This is a genomic window from Halostagnicola kamekurae, assembly GCF_900116205.1.
Lineage (GTDB): Archaea > Halobacteriota > Halobacteria > Halobacteriales > Natrialbaceae > Halostagnicola > Halostagnicola kamekurae.
Window position 1 is genome coordinate 509,149 of sequence record NZ_FOZS01000002.1, and the last position, 13,976, is coordinate 523,124.

A 13,976-nucleotide genomic window follows, 5' to 3' on the forward strand; every position below is an offset into this window, starting at 1 on the left:
CGGGTGACTCTACGTATTCGTATGGAGCTCTCGGTAGTCGTCTCGACGCTCAACGACCGGGAGCAACTGCTCTCCAGTCTGGACGCCCTCGGCGATCGAACGCCGGAGACGACCGAGATCGTCGTCGTCAACGGCCCGTCATCGGACGGAACGACCGGAGCCGTCCGCGAACGCGCAGACGTCGACGTGCTGGTCGAGATCTCGGAACGAAACACGAACGTCTCCCGAAACGCCGGCCTCGAGGTCGCCTCGAGCGACGCCGTCGCGTTTCTGGACGGGAAGTACGTCGTCGGGGACGACTGGTACGACGCGATCCAACGCGCGATCGGGGCCGGCGACGACGTCGTCGCCGGCCCGGTGGCGGGCCGCCCGGACGGGAAATTGAAACCGTCGCAAACGATCGACGGACGCGCGGTGACGCCGTTTGACTGCGACAACGTCGCGTTCGATTCGACCGTGCTCGAAGCGCTCGACGGGTTCGACGAGTACCTCTCCCTCGACGGCTCTCGAGACTGCGCCCATCGCGTCGACGCGCTCGGATTCGACGTGAGCTGGGACGACGAGATGGCGACGCGCTGTGACGTCGAAACCGACGGCGGCCGCCGCGAGTGGGGGGCGACCTACCGGTCGCTCGCCTACCGGCTGTCGAAGAACTACGGGCCGCGGCCGTCGGTCGCGGGACGGGTCGGTTGCAGCGCGATTCGAGACGGCGTCGCGGCCGTTCGAGCCATCGTGGCCGGCGAGACGACCCCGACCGGCTGGTTCGACGACGGACTCGCGGTGACGAAGAACCTGCTTCGTGGCTTCGCGGACGGCGTCCGCGCTCGGTTCGCCGACCGATCGCCCCGCCGGAACCCACACGGGATTTCGGTGCGACACGATCGCGCGGTGCAGGTCTACGACAGACGCGGTTCGTCGGAGTAGCACTTCGACACAGATGAGACGGGCCGATTCTCAGTCGTGATCCGGCGCGAGCGCCTCGATCACGCGACACGTGTTCTTCGAGAAGGCGCGCCAGAGTTTGTCCTCGGAGACGTCGAGCGTCAGAATCTCCATGACGGCGACGTCGGGGTGACAGTCCGGTGCGCCGCTGCCGAACAGGACCCGATCGGGGTGTTCGAGCAGCGCGCGCTCGAGGACGTCACGATACCTAACGAAACTCGTCTCGAGATAGCACTCGTCGTACGTTTCGAGGAGGTCGATCATCTCGTTCATCAGGTCGCGGTCGAGCGGGTGGCCGCCGAAGTGCGAAACGATGACGGGGATCGAGCGCTCGAGGAACGTTTCCGCGATCCGGGCCGGCGGGGCGTTCTGCCCGCCCGAGACGATGATTGGATGGCCGACGTCCTCGAGCACGTCGAGGACGGCCGCATCCGGATATCCGTCGGTGGCCGGATCGAGGACGAACCCGTGAAAGCGGTCGTCGTAGGCGTACTGCTCGACGTCTTCCGGCGTCGTGTGGAACGACTTGCGACTGGAGACGGCGTTTCGGAGTCGACTCGTGGCCGTCGACCCGTCCCCTTCGGAGCCGTTGATTCGGGCGAACGCGACGAAGGGCCTGTCGACGCTCCGACGGGCGACGCCGTTGTTCGCGGCGACGTAACTCGTCTCCGGCGTCGCGCGCGGGAAGACGACTGCTCGCGTGATCCCGGCCTGGTGCATCTCCCGCTCGAGGCGATCCGGCGAAATCGTCTGTGGTCCCCCACTCGGTTCGCCACCGGGTGTCAGTCGTGTATAGACGTCCACGATGCGAAACCCGTGTTCCAACTCCAGCATCCCTGCCCGTAGTTGTCGACCGTCCCATATTTTCCTATCGAAAGAACGTTTCCGGTGCGTGACTCCCCCTCGCACGACCAATCGCCAGAGGGGAGCGACGTTCGAGGGAAAAGGTTATATAGAAGTGCTGATGACATAGTTAGTGAGGATTCAACTATGGCACAACAGCGACGCATGGGCGGACAGCCGATGTTTGTTTTGAGCGAGGATAGCCAGCGAACGCAGGGCCGCGATGCCCAGTCGTCGAACATCATGGCCGGCAAAGCGGTTGCCGAGTCGGTACGGACGACACTCGGTCCCCGCGGCATGGACAAGATGCTCGTCGGCTCGAGCGGCGACGTCGTCATCACGAACGACGGCGCGACCATCTTGAACGAGATGGACATCGAACACCCGGCGGCACAGATGATCGTCGAAGTCGCCGAGTCCCAGGAGGACGAGGTCGGCGACGGCACCACGACGGCGTCGGTGCTCGCCGGGAACCTCCTCGGCGAGGCGGAGGACCTCATCGAACAGGACGTCCACGCGACGACCATCGTCGAAGGGTATCACGAGGCCGCCCGCATCGCCCTCGAGGCGATCGACGAGCAGGTGAGCGAGGTCGCCGTCGACGACGACATTCTCGGTCAGGTCGCCGAATCGAGCATGACCGGCAAGGGAACCGGCGGACTGACCGCCGCGGAACTCGGCGAAACGGTCGTCGAAACGATTCGACACGTCGAAACCGACGACGGCGTCGCTCGCGAGAACGTCTCCGTCCACACGCAGGTCGGTGCCTCCTCGAACGCGACGGAACTCGTCCCCGGCATCGTCATCGACGAAGAGCCCGCCCACGACGCGATGCCGACGGATGTCGAAGACGCGTCGATCGCGCTCTTAGACGTCGAACTCGAGCTTCAGACCGGCGAGGTCGACGCCGAGTACGCGATCGACTCGATCGATCAGCTCAACGCCGCGATCGACGCGGAGGAGGGTGAACTCGACAATTACGCCGACGCGATCGTCGACAGCGGCGTCGACGTCGTGTTCACGACCGACGGCGTCGACGACCGCGTCGCCGCCAAACTCGCGAACGAAGGCGTCCTCGTCTTCGAGAACATCGGCAGCTCGGACGCGAAAAACGTCGCATCCGCGACGGGCGTCAGCCGCGTCGGCGCTCTCGAGGACCTCGAGGAAGCCGACTTCGGCCACGCAGAGCACGTCCGAACCGAGAGCTACAACGACGACGAGCTCGCCTTCATCGAGGGCGGTTCGGCCGCCGAATCGGTCACCGTCTTCGTCCGCGGGGGCACCAAACACGTCGTCGACGAACTCGAGCGCACCATCGGCGACGCGCTCGACGTCGTCGCGACCGCACTCGAGTCCGGCGAGGTCGTCCCCGGTGCGGGCGCGACCGAAATCGCCATCGCGGACAAGATCCGCTCGGAGGCCGCCGGCATCGAAGGCCGAAAACAGCTCGCGATCACGTCGTTCGCCGACGCGGTCGACATCGTGCCGCGCACGCTCGCCGCGAACACCGGCCAGGACCCGATCGATTCGCTCGTCGATCTGCGGGCCGCCCACGAATCCGACGGCCGCGCTGGCCTGATCACCGACAACGAGGAGGTCACGATCGGCGATCCGCTCGAGCACGGCGTCGTCGACCCGGCCGACGTCAAGCGCGAAGCCATCGAGAGCGCGACCGAAGCGGCGACGATGATCGCGCGAATTGACGACGTCATCTCCGCGGAGTAACGACGTCGAACCGTCGCGATCGAGACCGAATTCGACTATTTCGTTTCCGACCGAATTAGCTCGGTATCGGTACTTCTCCCGGGAGAGTGACACTCGAATTGGCCACTATTGTTAAGTCTTACCAATCGAAAACGTTTTATCTATGCCGGGGAGCCCGCCGTCGGACCGATTGCGAGAGGTCGGTGAGGCGACTGGACAGGTCGTTTACTACGACGAAAACGAGGGGACCTATCACACGTGGTGTGACAATGACGAATCCGAACCGGTGAGCACGGCGCTTCTCGTGACGGTGTCGTCGGTTTTCGGCGTCGAGCCCGAGGATCTCGATGCGCTCGGCGAGTGTATCGACCCTGACGCGTTGAACGCTATTTTCGTCCACTGGCGCGGCGACGAACCGCGGATCGGAGACGGCTCCGTGTCCTTTTCGTTCTCTCGCTGTGACGTGACGGTCCACGCGGACGGCGAGATAATCATCGACCCACATCCTCGTGCCCGAGACGTGCTCGAGCAGTAGCGCCCGTTCCGGCTCTGATACGAGTTCCGAACCGATTTCTCAGGGCTCGAGCACCACGTCGTCGCCCCGCTCGAGCGAGAACGCCTCGTCGCCGCGCCCGTCGTTGACGTCGAGTTCGACGTAGCCGTGTTCCCCGACGGTCGCGAGTCGGTCGCCGGGGGGAACGGACGCGAACGCGGCTTCGACGGGGATCCGGCGGCCGTTCGCCTCGATCGACTCGCGATCGGCCAGAAACGCGCCGGGAACGTTGGTGATGACGTTGCCGAAGTCGTCGACGACGAGCACCTCCCCGCGCGCTCGGTCGGGGTCGGTTTCGACGCTGGCCGTCGGAATCGTCTCTTTTACCAGCGACTCCATGTCGACGTGCGAGAGCCCCGCGATCGAGTCCAGTCGGTCAGGCGGCGTTTCGTGAACCGTCGCGGCGGCCGGCGCGAACACGTCTCGGGCGTGAAACGTCACGCTTCGATCGTTCGTCCGATTCCCGTCCGTCGTCGCCGGACCGCGTGGGATCTCGAGCAGGTCGGTTTCGGTCGCCGACTCGTCGATTTCGAACGATTCGAGGTCACCGTCGGTACTGACGGCGAGGGCTCGAGCGGGCGGGTACAAGACGCCGTTGTCCGGGCCGACGAGCGCGTGCTCGCCCGCGCGAACGACGATCGCGCGGCGGTCGGTTCCGACGCCGGGGTCGATGGCTGCGAGGTGGGTCGCCGGCGGATAGTAGGGGAGGATCTCTCGGAGCCAGAAGGCGGCAGCTCCGACGTCGCCGCGCGGAAAGTCGTGGCCGATATCGACGACTCGAGCGGTCGTCTTCTGCGAGAGGACGCCTTTCACTGCCGCCGGATATGGCGAGCCGAAATCGGAACTGAGCGTCAGCATCCGTCTACTGGCCGTTCGAATCGGAGTCGTTTACCATCTGAAGCCGTTCGATCCCGTTGGCCTCCTCGACGACGTCGACGACGGGGTCGGGAACCAGTCGCTCCCAGTTCTCGTCTGCGATCATCCGCTCGCGCAGTTCGGTCCCCTCGAGGACGTCCCGGTTGAACATCGGCGACTGGCGGACGTCGACGCCCGCCTCGCGAAAGAGCTGGATTACGAGCGGGTTGTTCGAGTAGGCGATGTCGAAGTCCGGACTCATGCTCTGGACGTGGCTCACCCAGACGGAGTTGCGCTCTAGGTCCTCGATCGGCACCGCGTAGGTCACGAGGTCGAACTCGACGAGGGACTTCGTGATCATCATGATGCGCTCGCCCGCGGTGAACGGGTTCCGCGTCGAGTGCGAGTCGCCGGCGCTTCCGATCCCGAGAACGAGTTCGTCGACGTCCTCCGCGATCCGTTCGACCATATTGTAGTGGCCGTTGTGAAACGGCTGGAACCGGCCGATGTAGAACCCCCGAGTCATACCCATAGTGCCAGACCGCCGTGCTTAAGCGTGGCGAGTTTCGACGATTTCCCCTCGAGTGTGGGTCGTCGGGAGAGTTTGAGTCGCCGTCGGGAGAGTGAGTCGTCGCCGACGACGCGCGCCCATCGTCGAGTTCGCACGGTGGGTGAGGACGGATCTGACAGCGCCACCTCTCGAGACCGCTTTCTGGGGTGGACTCTTCTCGAGAAAACGGCGGGGAGAGCGCGTCTCGGTACCGACTGTGCCAGCTACCGTATGGAGAAAGTATATCAGTGCCAATCCCTTCGAAACAGGTACTGAATAGCATTCTATGAGTAACGACACGAATGTTGACGACCCTCCCGAAGAACCCCTGCAACCGCCGACGGCGGACGATCAGGGAGCGGGCGAGTCGCTCGAGGGGAGCGGCGACGATCCCGACGGGGACCCCGCGGACGTTCGCGACACCAGCGATTCGACGGGTGGGGGAATCAACACAAACGACGAAAACCGAGGCGATCGCTCCGATCAGAGCGGGCCCGGCGACGGGAGCGGCGGCTTCGGCGAGGATGGCGACGGGACACAGACCGACGAGGAAGACGACATCGAGACCGTCGAAGACCTCGGGAGCTCGGTCGACGTCGACCCCGGCGTCGAGATCGACGAATCGATCGCGGAGGACGACCTGCTCGGCGGGCTCCAGATCGAGTCGACCGCCGACATCGAGGTTCCCGATCGACTGGTCGATCAGGTGATCGGGCAGGACGAAGCGCGGGACATCATCATCAAGGCGGCCAAACAGCGCCGGCACGTGATGATGATCGGCTCGCCCGGGACCGGCAAGTCCATGCTGGCGAAGGCGATGAGTCAGTTGCTGCCTCGAGAGGATCTCCAGGACGTTCTCGTCTATCACAACCCCGACGACGGCAACGAGCCGAAGGTCCGGACGGTGCCGGCCGGAAAGGGCGAACAGATCATCGACGCGCACAAGGAAGAAGCCCGAAAGCGCAACCAGATGCGGTCGATCCTGATGTGGATCATCATCGCGATCGTCATCGGGTACACGATCCTCTCCGGCGCGAGTCCCCTGCTCGGGATCATCGCGGCCGTGGTCATCTGGCTGTTCTTCAGGTACACCTCCCGCGGCACGGACGCGATGGTGCCGAACATGATCGTCGACAACAGCGACCAGCGAACCGCTCCGTTCGAGGACGCGACGGGCGCTCACGCCGGCGCGCTGCTGGGCGACGTTCGCCACGACCCGTTCCAGTCCGGCGGCATGGAGACCCCGAGCCACGACCGCGTGGAACCCGGCGGGATCCACAAGTCGAACAAGGGCGTGCTGTTCGTCGACGAGATCAACACCCTCGACGTCCGGACCCAGCAGAAGCTGATGACGGCGATCCAGGAGGGCGAGTTCGCGATCACCGGCCAGTCCGAGCGCTCCTCGGGCGCGATGGTCCAGACCGAACCCGTCCCCTGTGACTTCGTCATGGTCGCCGCAGGGAACATGGACGCGATGGAGAACATGCACCCAGCGCTCCGGTCCCGTATCAAGGGGTACGGATACGAGGTCTACATGGACGACACCATCGAGGAGACGCCCGAAATGCGTCGCAAGTACGTCCGATTCATCGCCCAGGAGATCGAACGCGACGGCCGGCTTCCGCACTTCAACCGTGAAGCCGCAAAAGAGGTCATCCTCGAGGCCAAACGCCGCGCGGGTCGCAAGGACCACCTCTCCTTGCTCATGCGAGAACTCGGCGGCCTCGTCCGCGTCGCGGGTGACATCGCCCGTGCGGACGACCGCGAGTTCACCAACCGCGAGGACGTCCTGCAGGCCAAAGACCGCTCGCGCTCGATCGAACAGCAACTCGCCGACGACTACATCGAACGGCGCAAGGACTACGAACTGCAGGTCACCGAAGACGGCGTCGAAGGCCGCGTCAACGGCCTCGCGGTTATGGGCCAGGATTCGGGTATCATGCTCCCCGTCATGGCCGAAATCGCGCCGGCCCAGGGGCCGGGACAGGTCATCGCGACCGGCCAGTTGAAGGAGATGGCCGAGGAATCGGTCCAGAACGTCTCGGCGATCATCAAGAAGTTCTCCGACGTCAACCTCTCGGAGAAGGACGTTCACATCCAGTTCGTCCAGGCCGGCCAGCAGGGCGTCGACGGCGACTCCGCCTCCATCACGGTGGCGACGGCCGTCATCTCCGCTCTGGAGGACATCCCGGTCGACCAGACCGTTGCGATGACCGGGTCGCTCTCGGTCCGCGGTGACGTCCTCCCGGTCGGGGGCGTGACCCACAAGATCGAGGCCGCCGCGAAAGCCGGCTGTGACAAGGTCATCATCCCCGAGACGAACGAACAGGACGTGATGATTGAAGACGAGTACGAGGACATGATCGAGATCATCCCGTGCTCGAACATCAGCGAAGTGCTCGAGGTCGCGTTGATCGGCCAGCCCGAGAAGGACTCGCTGCTCAACCGCCTCAAGCAGATCACCGAATCGGCGTTCGATCCGCAGGTCTCCCAGACCGGCAGCTCGAACCCGAATCCCCAATAGATGCCCAATTGGACGGCGTTCGCCGGCGGAACGATCGCCGTCCTCGTCGTGTTGCTGATTCTTTCGCACCTCACGCAGTCCGCCTTCGAGGAGACGACGGATTCCGCGGAAGCGACCGATCGATCGGACTTTTCGACCGACTCGAGCGACGACGGCGAGGAGTTCGTCGGCGAACCGATCGAACGCGAGACGCCCTCGAGCGGCGTCCACGACGATCGCACCGCCGCCGACCGGCTGACCGATACCGGCGAAGATCGCACGAGGCCGAACGCCCTCGGGACCGAGGACGGGTCGTCCTCGAGCGCTGACGACCGGCCCACCGCCGGACGACGCTCGGAGGCATCTCGAGGAGATGCGGAGTCGTCGCGGGGAAGCGCTGAATCATCTCGGGAACGCGCTGAACCGTCGCAAGCGGAGTCACCGAGAGGCGAGCCGCCCGCGACGGAGTCGACGCCGTCCGATCCGTCGGAGCTGTCGACGGGAATGCTCCTGGCCAACGTCGCGCTCTCGCAGGGGCTCTTCGCGGTCGTGCTGGTCGGAGCCGCTATCTACACCGACATTCCGCTCGAGGCGCTCGGGCTCGAGATTTCTCGCTCGTGGCTGTTTGCCGGGCTCGCCCTCGGTACGGGCTTTGGAATCGCACTCTACGTCGGAAACGAGATCGCCGCGGCGGTCTCGACGTGGGTCGGCTTCGAGCACGACGAGGACCTCCGGGACATGCTGGGGCCGGATTCGATCGCCGACTGGATCGCCCTCCTGGCGTTCGTCCTGCCGATCATCGCCGTCTTCGAGGAGTTGCTCTTCCGGGCAGCGCTGATCGGCGTCTTCGAGGCGGGATTCGATATCTCGCCGTGGCTGCTCGCCGTCGTCTCTTCGATCGCCTTCGGCCTCGGTCACGGCATGCAGGGGTCGGTCGGCATCCTCGTGACCGGCGCGCTGGGGTTCGCGCTCGCGGCGGCGTTCGTCCTCACCGGAAACCTGCTTGTCGTCGTCGTCGCCCACTACCTGATCAACGCACTCGAGTTCGTCGTCCACGAGGGGCTCGACTTCGAGTGGGCCGCGGTGCTCGAGCGCGGCGGCTGACGGCTCCGCGCCCGCGGCGATAGCCCCACGAAACCCTCGAAAGCTAAGGCGGCGGCGTCCCTCGAGTGAGCCATGGTGGAACTCGAGGGCGCGTCCCGGCCGGTCGCGGTCGGCGTCGGGCTCTACTTTCTGTTGCTCGTGGTCGGATCGGTCGGGAACGTTGCGCTGGCGCTCGTCGCCGCACAGGTGGTGTTCGGCGCGATCGCGATCGGGATCGGCGCGCTTCTGGCGCGACAGGCGAGCCACTCGCGGCTGATTGCGGGTGCCGCGGGGGCGCTGATCGCCGGCGGCCTCGCGCAGTTCGGCTGGTTGCTCTCGGGAGAACAGCTACTCAACCTGCTCGCGTCGCTGCTGGTGACGATCGGCATCGGACTCTACCTGTTTCTGGTGTGGAATGCGCCGCAGGCGAGCCCGGAATAAGTTCGGCTCGGTTCGGTTCGTCCCCTCTCGCTTACAGGTTCTCGAGTGACCGAAGCTTCTGTTCGACGTCCGGCGGCGCGGCGCTCGGACCGTCCCTGATCCGGTGGTCGGGGATGAGAATCGGAGCCGGGTTCTCCGCCAGCGCGGTTCGAACGAGGGTCAGATCTTCCTGTTCTTCCGGATCGAGGTCGGGAGTCATTCGAGCGAGTCCAGCCACGTCGATGCTCTCCCCGTAGGGGATCGTCTCGACCTGTTCTAACACCGTGCGCTGGTCGGTCGGAACGGTGAGCGCGACGGTCACGTCCGAGAAGTCCGGTTCCTCGAGCCCGTCGAGGTACGCGTCGATCTCCTCGAGTATCGGGTGGTCCGATTCGGCGTCCTCGTCGGGCGTCGACGGAAACGTGACCCGCAACACGCGCCCGCTCGCGACCCCAATCTGGACGAATCGCTCGAGATACGGCGACTCGCGCGCGTAGATCCCCGCGTCAGTGACGTCCTTCATACGTTCCCTTCGTAGCGGGGTGGACTTGAATATTCGCCAGCCACGGCGCAATGGCGCAAGCCTTATGTACACATCAGTACGTCGGTGTACAATAATGAACTCCGAAAGCGACGTCGCACCCGCGGTCCAGTCCATCCTCGAGGCCGCCCGGGAGCGAGGCCGGGGCGAGGGCGACGACGGGACGCGGTCATCCGGCGGGCAACCGTCCGCCAGCGACGGTCGAATCTCCGTCGAGGCGCGTTCGCTGCCCGACGCGATAGAGCGGGCCGAACGCGACGGTCGAGTGCCGGTGATCGCCGAGGTCAAGCCGACGAGTCCGACCAGCGACGGGACACGAGCGGAAGACCCCGTCGAACTGGCCGAAGCGATGGTCGAGGGCGGCGCGAGCGCGATTTCGGTGTTGACCGAACCGACTCATTTCGAGGGGTCGCCGGAGTCGCTACGGCGGGTCCGCGAGGCCGTCGACGTCCCCGTGCTTCGGAAGGATTTCGTCCTTCGAGAAGAACAGATGGACGTGGTCGAAGCCGACCTCGTCCTGTTGATCGCGCGGTTCGTCGACGACCTGTCGGCGCTGGTCAAAGCGGCCCGCGACCGCGGCTTTCAGCCGCTTGTCGAGGTCCACGACGCCGCGGAACTCGAGGCGGCCCTCGAGGCCGACGCATCGATCGTCGGCGTGAACAACCGCGACCTGACGAAACTCGAGGTCGATCTCGGCACGTTCGAAGAAGTTGCGCCCGCGGTTCCGGAGGACGTGACGCTGATCGCAGAAAGCGGCGTCTCGGACCCGGCGGACGTCCGCCGGATGCGCGAGGCGGGTGCCGACGCGCTGTTGATCGGCAGCGCGATCATGGATCACGCGAACGCGGGCGAGGTCGACATCGCGGAGAACACCCGGAGACTGACACGAACATGAGCGAAACTGAACGCGGACGAGAGGGAGAACGAGCGGATCGAACGACGGCCGACGGCCAGTTCGGCCGCTACGGTGGACAGTACGTCCCCGAGGCGTTGATGCCCGCACTCGAGGAACTCGAGGACGCCTACGAGCGGTACGTCCTCGAGAACGAGGACGGCTTCATGGACGAGTTCGAACGCCGGATCCGGGACTTCGGCGGCCGACCGACGCCGCTCGGCCGGGCCGATCGGTTAAGCGAGCGCTACGACAGCGAGATCTACCTCAAACGGGAGGATCTGGTCCACGGCGGCGCGCACAAACTCAACAACGCGCTCGGGCAGGTCCTGCTCGCGAAGTACATGGGCAAAGAGCGGGTCATCGCCGAGACCGGCGCGGGCCAGCACGGCACCGCGACGGCGATGGCCGCGGCCCACCTCGACATGCCCTGTGAGGTCTACATGGGCCGGACCGACGTGAACCGCCAGCGGCCGAACGTCTTTCGGATGCGCATCAACGGAGCCGAAGTCAATCCCGTCGACATCGGGCGCGGAACGCTCAAGGAGGCGATCTCGGAGACGATGCGCGAGTGGTCCCGAACCGTCGAGCGGACCCACTACGTGATCGGCAGCGTCGTCGGCCCGCACCCGTTCCCGGCGATGGTTCGGGACTTCCAGGCCGTCATCTCCGAGGAAGCCCGCGAACAGGCGAGATCGCAACTCGGCGGCCTGCCGGATGCGGTCGTCTCGTGTGCCGGCGGCGGCTCGAACACGATGGGCGCGTTCCACCACTTCGTACCGGACGACTCGGTCGACCTCTACGCCGTCGAGGCCGGCGGCTCCTCGCTCGAGGTCGACGAAGAGGCGGGCGTCGCGCCCAACTCCGCCACGCTGTCGACCGGCGACGAGGGCGTCCTCCACGGCGCGCGCACGACGCTCCTGCAGGATTCGGATGGACAGATCATGGAGTCCCACAGCGTGAGCGCCGGCCTCGACTACTCGGGCGTCGGCCCCGAACTCGCCCACCTCGTCGACGAGGGTCGCGTGACGCCGGTCACCGTCGACGATACGGCGGCCCTCGAGGCGTTCCACCGGCTCTCGACCGACGAGGGGATCATCCCTGCCCTCGAGACCTCCCACGCCTTCGGCTATCTCCACGAGGCGTTCGAGTCGGGCGGGGACCTCGGCGAGACCGTCGTCGTCAACGTCTCCGGACGGGGCGATAAGGATCTCGAGACCGTGATCGAGGAGACCGAAAAGCGGGGCCTCGAGAGCGCCCCCGACATGTCCGTCTTCGAAACCGGAGGTGGGATCTGATGGGAGACGATTCCGCGGACGCGACCGGCGAGTCCGGCAGCGGCGATTCTCGAACCGGAGCGGACGCCATCGCGACGGCGTTCGACGGCGGTAGGGCGTTCGTCCCGTACCTCGCCGTCGGCGACCCGAGCTACGAGGCCTCCCTCGAGTACGTCGAGGCGCTGGCCCGGGGCGGCGCGGACCTGATCGAACTCGGGCTGCCGTTCTCGGAGCCGATGGCCGAAGGGCCGACGATTCAGGGAGCGGTGACGCGCGCGCTCGAGGCCGGGATGACGCCCGACCGCTTCTTCGAGTTCGTCTCCGAGCTCGACGTCGACGTGCCGCTGGTCTGTATGACCTACTACAACCTGATCTATCAGTACGGCTCCTCCGACGGCCCGCGCTCGTTCGTCGAACGCGCCGCCGAGGTCGGCCTCGAGGGATTCGTCGTTCCCGACCTGCCCGCCGAGGAGGCCGGGCCGCTCCGGGAGGCCTGCGACGAGTTCGGACTCGACCTGATCTTCATCGTCGCGCCGACGACCCGCGGCGACCGTCTCGAGCGGATGATGGAACGCGTCTCGGGATACGTCTACGTGCAGGCCCGACTCGGCGCGACCGGCGCGCGCGACGACGTCTCCGACCAGACCGGCGAGAGCCTCGAGCGACTCGCAGACTGGGAGATCCCGAAGGCGGTCGGGTTCGGGATCAAGACCGGCGAGCACGCAGAACGCATCGCCGCGGCCGGTGCCGACGGGATCATCGTCGGGAGCGCGCTCGTCGACATCGTCGCCGAGGGCCACGAAGACGACCGCCCCGTCGAGGAGACCGCGGCTCGACTCGAGGAGAAAGCTCGAGAACTCAAGGCGGGCGCGCGCCGCGGCGCGGAAAGCCTGCCAGAACCAGAACATCCATAACTCGAAGCTTGCTACAGAACCACAATGACTACCGGAACTGACGCGCGACTCGACAGGATCGGGACGGACGGCAACTACGTCATCGTCCCGATGGACCACGGCATCACACTGGGTCCGGTGACGGGCCTCAAAGACATCGAATCGACCATCGACGCGGTGACACGCGGCGGCGCGGACGCCGTCCTGACACAGAAGGGAATCGCCCCCCGCGTCCACGAGAACAAAAACGAGAAGGGATACATCGTCCATCTCAACGCCTCTACTTCTATCGGCCCGGATTCGAACGACAAACGCCTCACCGGCACCGTCGAAGACGCGATTCGGGTCGGCGCGGACGCCGTCTCCTTTCACATCAACGTCGGATCGAACCACGAGCCCGACCAGATAACGCAACTCTCGGAGGTAACTTCCGAGGCCGCACGCTACGGAATTCCCGTCCTCGCGATGGCCTACGCGCGCGGCCCGGACGTCGACGGCGCGGATCCCGAGGCCCTCGGCCACGCGGTTCGACTCGCCGAAGAGGTCGGTGCGGACGTCGTCAAGACCGGCTACAGCGGCGACGCCGACAGCTTCGAACACGTCTGTGAGTCGACCCGGCTCCCGGTCGTCATCGCCGGCGGATCGAAGGGAACAGACCGAGAGACGATCGGCATGGTCCGGGGCGCGATGGACGCGGGCGGTGCGGGCATCTCGATGGGGCGCTCGATCTTCCAGCACGAGGACCCCGAGGCCATCGCGACGGCCGTCGCGGGGGTCGTTCACGACGATCTCTCGGTCGACGAGGCCTTAGAAACCGCCGGGCTCGCGCTCGAGGCCTGAGTCTCGAATCCGTTTTGGCCGTCTCTCCGCTCGAGCAGCGGCGCGTTCGCCGGGCGAACGGGCGGGACCGAAATCACTAC

Annotated in this window: 14 protein-coding genes; 10 read left to right on the forward strand and 4 right to left on the reverse strand. The window is 65.7% G+C overall.

All coding sequences use genetic code 11. The annotated features are described in order from the left end of the window. Positions 1–21: 21 nt before the first annotated feature. Complete coding sequence (locus tag BM348_RS10355; RefSeq protein WP_092904634.1) at positions 22–924, forward strand: glycosyltransferase family 2 protein; 903 nt, start codon at positions 22–24, stop codon at positions 922–924. A gap of 30 nt (positions 925–954) precedes the next feature. Here the strand turns inward: BM348_RS10355 and BM348_RS10360 are convergent, their stop codons facing one another. Continuing rightward, the gene (locus tag BM348_RS10360) at positions 955–1,776 is read right to left on the reverse strand and encodes an amidohydrolase family protein (RefSeq protein ID WP_092904636.1); all 822 of its coding nucleotides are present in this window, start codon (positions 1,774–1,776) and stop codon (positions 955–957) included. Positions 1,777–1,965: 189 nt separating this feature from the next. Between BM348_RS10360 and thsA the strand changes: the two genes are divergently transcribed. Next, complete coding sequence (thsA, locus tag BM348_RS10365) at positions 1,966–3,510, forward strand: thermosome subunit alpha (protein WP_092905530.1); 1,545 nt, start codon at positions 1,966–1,968, stop codon at positions 3,508–3,510. 142 nt (positions 3,511–3,652) lie between these two features. Continuing rightward, a complete protein-coding gene (locus BM348_RS10370; RefSeq protein WP_092904638.1) occupies positions 3,653–4,024 on the forward strand; it encodes a HalOD1 output domain-containing protein in 372 nt (123 codons plus the stop codon). Positions 4,025–4,063: 39 nt separating this feature from the next. On the opposite strand, the gene BM348_RS10375 is transcribed toward BM348_RS10370, so the two are convergent. Continuing rightward, positions 4,064–4,900 (reverse strand): SAM hydrolase/SAM-dependent halogenase family protein, encoded by an 837-nt coding sequence (locus BM348_RS10375; RefSeq protein WP_092904640.1) that lies wholly within the window; start codon positions 4,898–4,900, stop codon positions 4,064–4,066. A 4-nt stretch (positions 4,901–4,904) separates the two neighbouring features. Beyond that, a complete protein-coding gene (locus BM348_RS10380) occupies positions 4,905–5,423 on the reverse strand; it encodes a nicotinamide-nucleotide adenylyltransferase (protein WP_050050803.1) in 519 nt (172 codons plus the stop codon). 310 nt (positions 5,424–5,733) lie between these two features. Here BM348_RS10380 and lonB point away from each other — a divergent pair, with 310 nt between their 5' ends. The 3 genes from lonB (at position 5,734) to BM348_RS10395 (ending at position 9,474) form a co-directional block, all read left to right on the forward strand. After that, entirely contained in the window at positions 5,734–7,971 is a 2,238-nt protein-coding gene (gene lonB, locus BM348_RS10385; protein WP_092904642.1) for an ATP-dependent protease LonB, read from the forward strand. Then, a complete protein-coding gene (locus BM348_RS10390; RefSeq protein WP_092904644.1) occupies positions 7,972–9,054 on the forward strand; it encodes a CPBP family glutamic-type intramembrane protease in 1,083 nt (360 codons plus the stop codon). It abuts the gene before it with no gap. Positions 9,055–9,126: 72 nt separating this feature from the next. Then, positions 9,127–9,474 carry a hypothetical protein gene (locus BM348_RS10395; RefSeq protein WP_092904646.1) on the forward strand — a complete coding sequence of 116 codons (348 nt, stop codon included), beginning with the start codon at positions 9,127–9,129 and terminating at the stop codon, positions 9,472–9,474. Positions 9,475–9,505: 31 nt separating this feature from the next. Here BM348_RS10395 and BM348_RS10400 read toward each other — a convergent pair whose 3' ends face one another. Continuing rightward, positions 9,506–9,976 (reverse strand): MGMT family protein, encoded by a 471-nt coding sequence (locus tag BM348_RS10400; protein ID WP_092904648.1) that lies wholly within the window; start codon positions 9,974–9,976, stop codon positions 9,506–9,508. A 94-nt stretch (positions 9,977–10,070) separates the two neighbouring features. On the opposite strand from BM348_RS10400, the gene trpC reads away from it, so the two are divergent. Genes trpC through BM348_RS10420 form a run of 4 tightly spaced genes read left to right on the forward strand, consistent with a single transcriptional unit; the run spans position 10,071 to position 13,896 of the window. Further along, a complete protein-coding gene (gene trpC / locus BM348_RS10405) occupies positions 10,071–10,889 on the forward strand; it encodes an indole-3-glycerol phosphate synthase (protein WP_092904650.1) in 819 nt (272 codons plus the stop codon). Next, positions 10,886–12,184: a tryptophan synthase subunit beta gene (trpB, locus tag BM348_RS10410; protein ID WP_092904652.1), complete on the forward strand. Its 1,299-nt coding sequence runs from the start codon at positions 10,886–10,888 to the stop codon at positions 12,182–12,184. The genes trpC and trpB overlap by 4 nt, the downstream gene beginning before the upstream one ends. Then, positions 12,184–13,077, forward strand: coding sequence for a tryptophan synthase subunit alpha (gene trpA / locus BM348_RS10415; protein ID WP_092904654.1), 894 nt, complete (start codon positions 12,184–12,186; stop codon positions 13,075–13,077). The genes trpB and trpA overlap by 1 nt, the downstream gene beginning before the upstream one ends. A 24-nt stretch (positions 13,078–13,101) precedes the next feature. Beyond that, the gene (locus BM348_RS10420) at positions 13,102–13,896 is read left to right on the forward strand and encodes a 2-amino-3,7-dideoxy-D-threo-hept-6-ulosonate synthase (protein WP_092904656.1); all 795 of its coding nucleotides are present in this window, start codon (positions 13,102–13,104) and stop codon (positions 13,894–13,896) included. Positions 13,897–13,976 lie beyond the last annotated feature (80 nt).

Excerpts from the sequence above, each read along its gene's own strand:
- BM348_RS10355 (WP_092904634.1), top strand. The coding sequence starts at position 22 with ATGGAGCTCTCGGTAGTCGTCTCGACGCTCAACGACCGGGAGCAACTG.
- BM348_RS10360 (WP_092904636.1), bottom strand. The coding sequence starts at position 1,776 with ATGCTGGAGTTGGAACACGGGTTTCGCATCGTGGACGTCTATACACGA.
- thsA (WP_092905530.1), top strand. The coding sequence starts at position 1,966 with ATGTTTGTTTTGAGCGAGGATAGCCAGCGAACGCAGGGCCGCGATGCC.
- BM348_RS10370 (WP_092904638.1), top strand. The coding sequence starts at position 3,653 with ATGCCGGGGAGCCCGCCGTCGGACCGATTGCGAGAGGTCGGTGAGGCG.
- BM348_RS10375 (WP_092904640.1), bottom strand. The coding sequence starts at position 4,900 with ATGCTGACGCTCAGTTCCGATTTCGGCTCGCCATATCCGGCGGCAGTG.
- BM348_RS10380 (WP_050050803.1), bottom strand. The coding sequence starts at position 5,423 with ATGACTCGGGGGTTCTACATCGGCCGGTTCCAGCCGTTTCACAACGGC.
- lonB (WP_092904642.1), top strand. The coding sequence starts at position 5,734 with ATGAGTAACGACACGAATGTTGACGACCCTCCCGAAGAACCCCTGCAA.
- BM348_RS10390 (WP_092904644.1), top strand. The coding sequence starts at position 7,972 with ATGCCCAATTGGACGGCGTTCGCCGGCGGAACGATCGCCGTCCTCGTC.
- BM348_RS10395 (WP_092904646.1), top strand. The coding sequence starts at position 9,127 with ATGGTGGAACTCGAGGGCGCGTCCCGGCCGGTCGCGGTCGGCGTCGGG.
- BM348_RS10400 (WP_092904648.1), bottom strand. The coding sequence starts at position 9,976 with ATGAAGGACGTCACTGACGCGGGGATCTACGCGCGCGAGTCGCCGTAT.
- trpC (WP_092904650.1), top strand. The coding sequence starts at position 10,071 with ATGAACTCCGAAAGCGACGTCGCACCCGCGGTCCAGTCCATCCTCGAG.
- trpB (WP_092904652.1), top strand. The coding sequence starts at position 10,886 with ATGAGCGAAACTGAACGCGGACGAGAGGGAGAACGAGCGGATCGAACG.
- trpA (WP_092904654.1), top strand. The coding sequence starts at position 12,184 with ATGGGAGACGATTCCGCGGACGCGACCGGCGAGTCCGGCAGCGGCGAT.
- BM348_RS10420 (WP_092904656.1), top strand. The coding sequence starts at position 13,102 with ATGACTACCGGAACTGACGCGCGACTCGACAGGATCGGGACGGACGGC.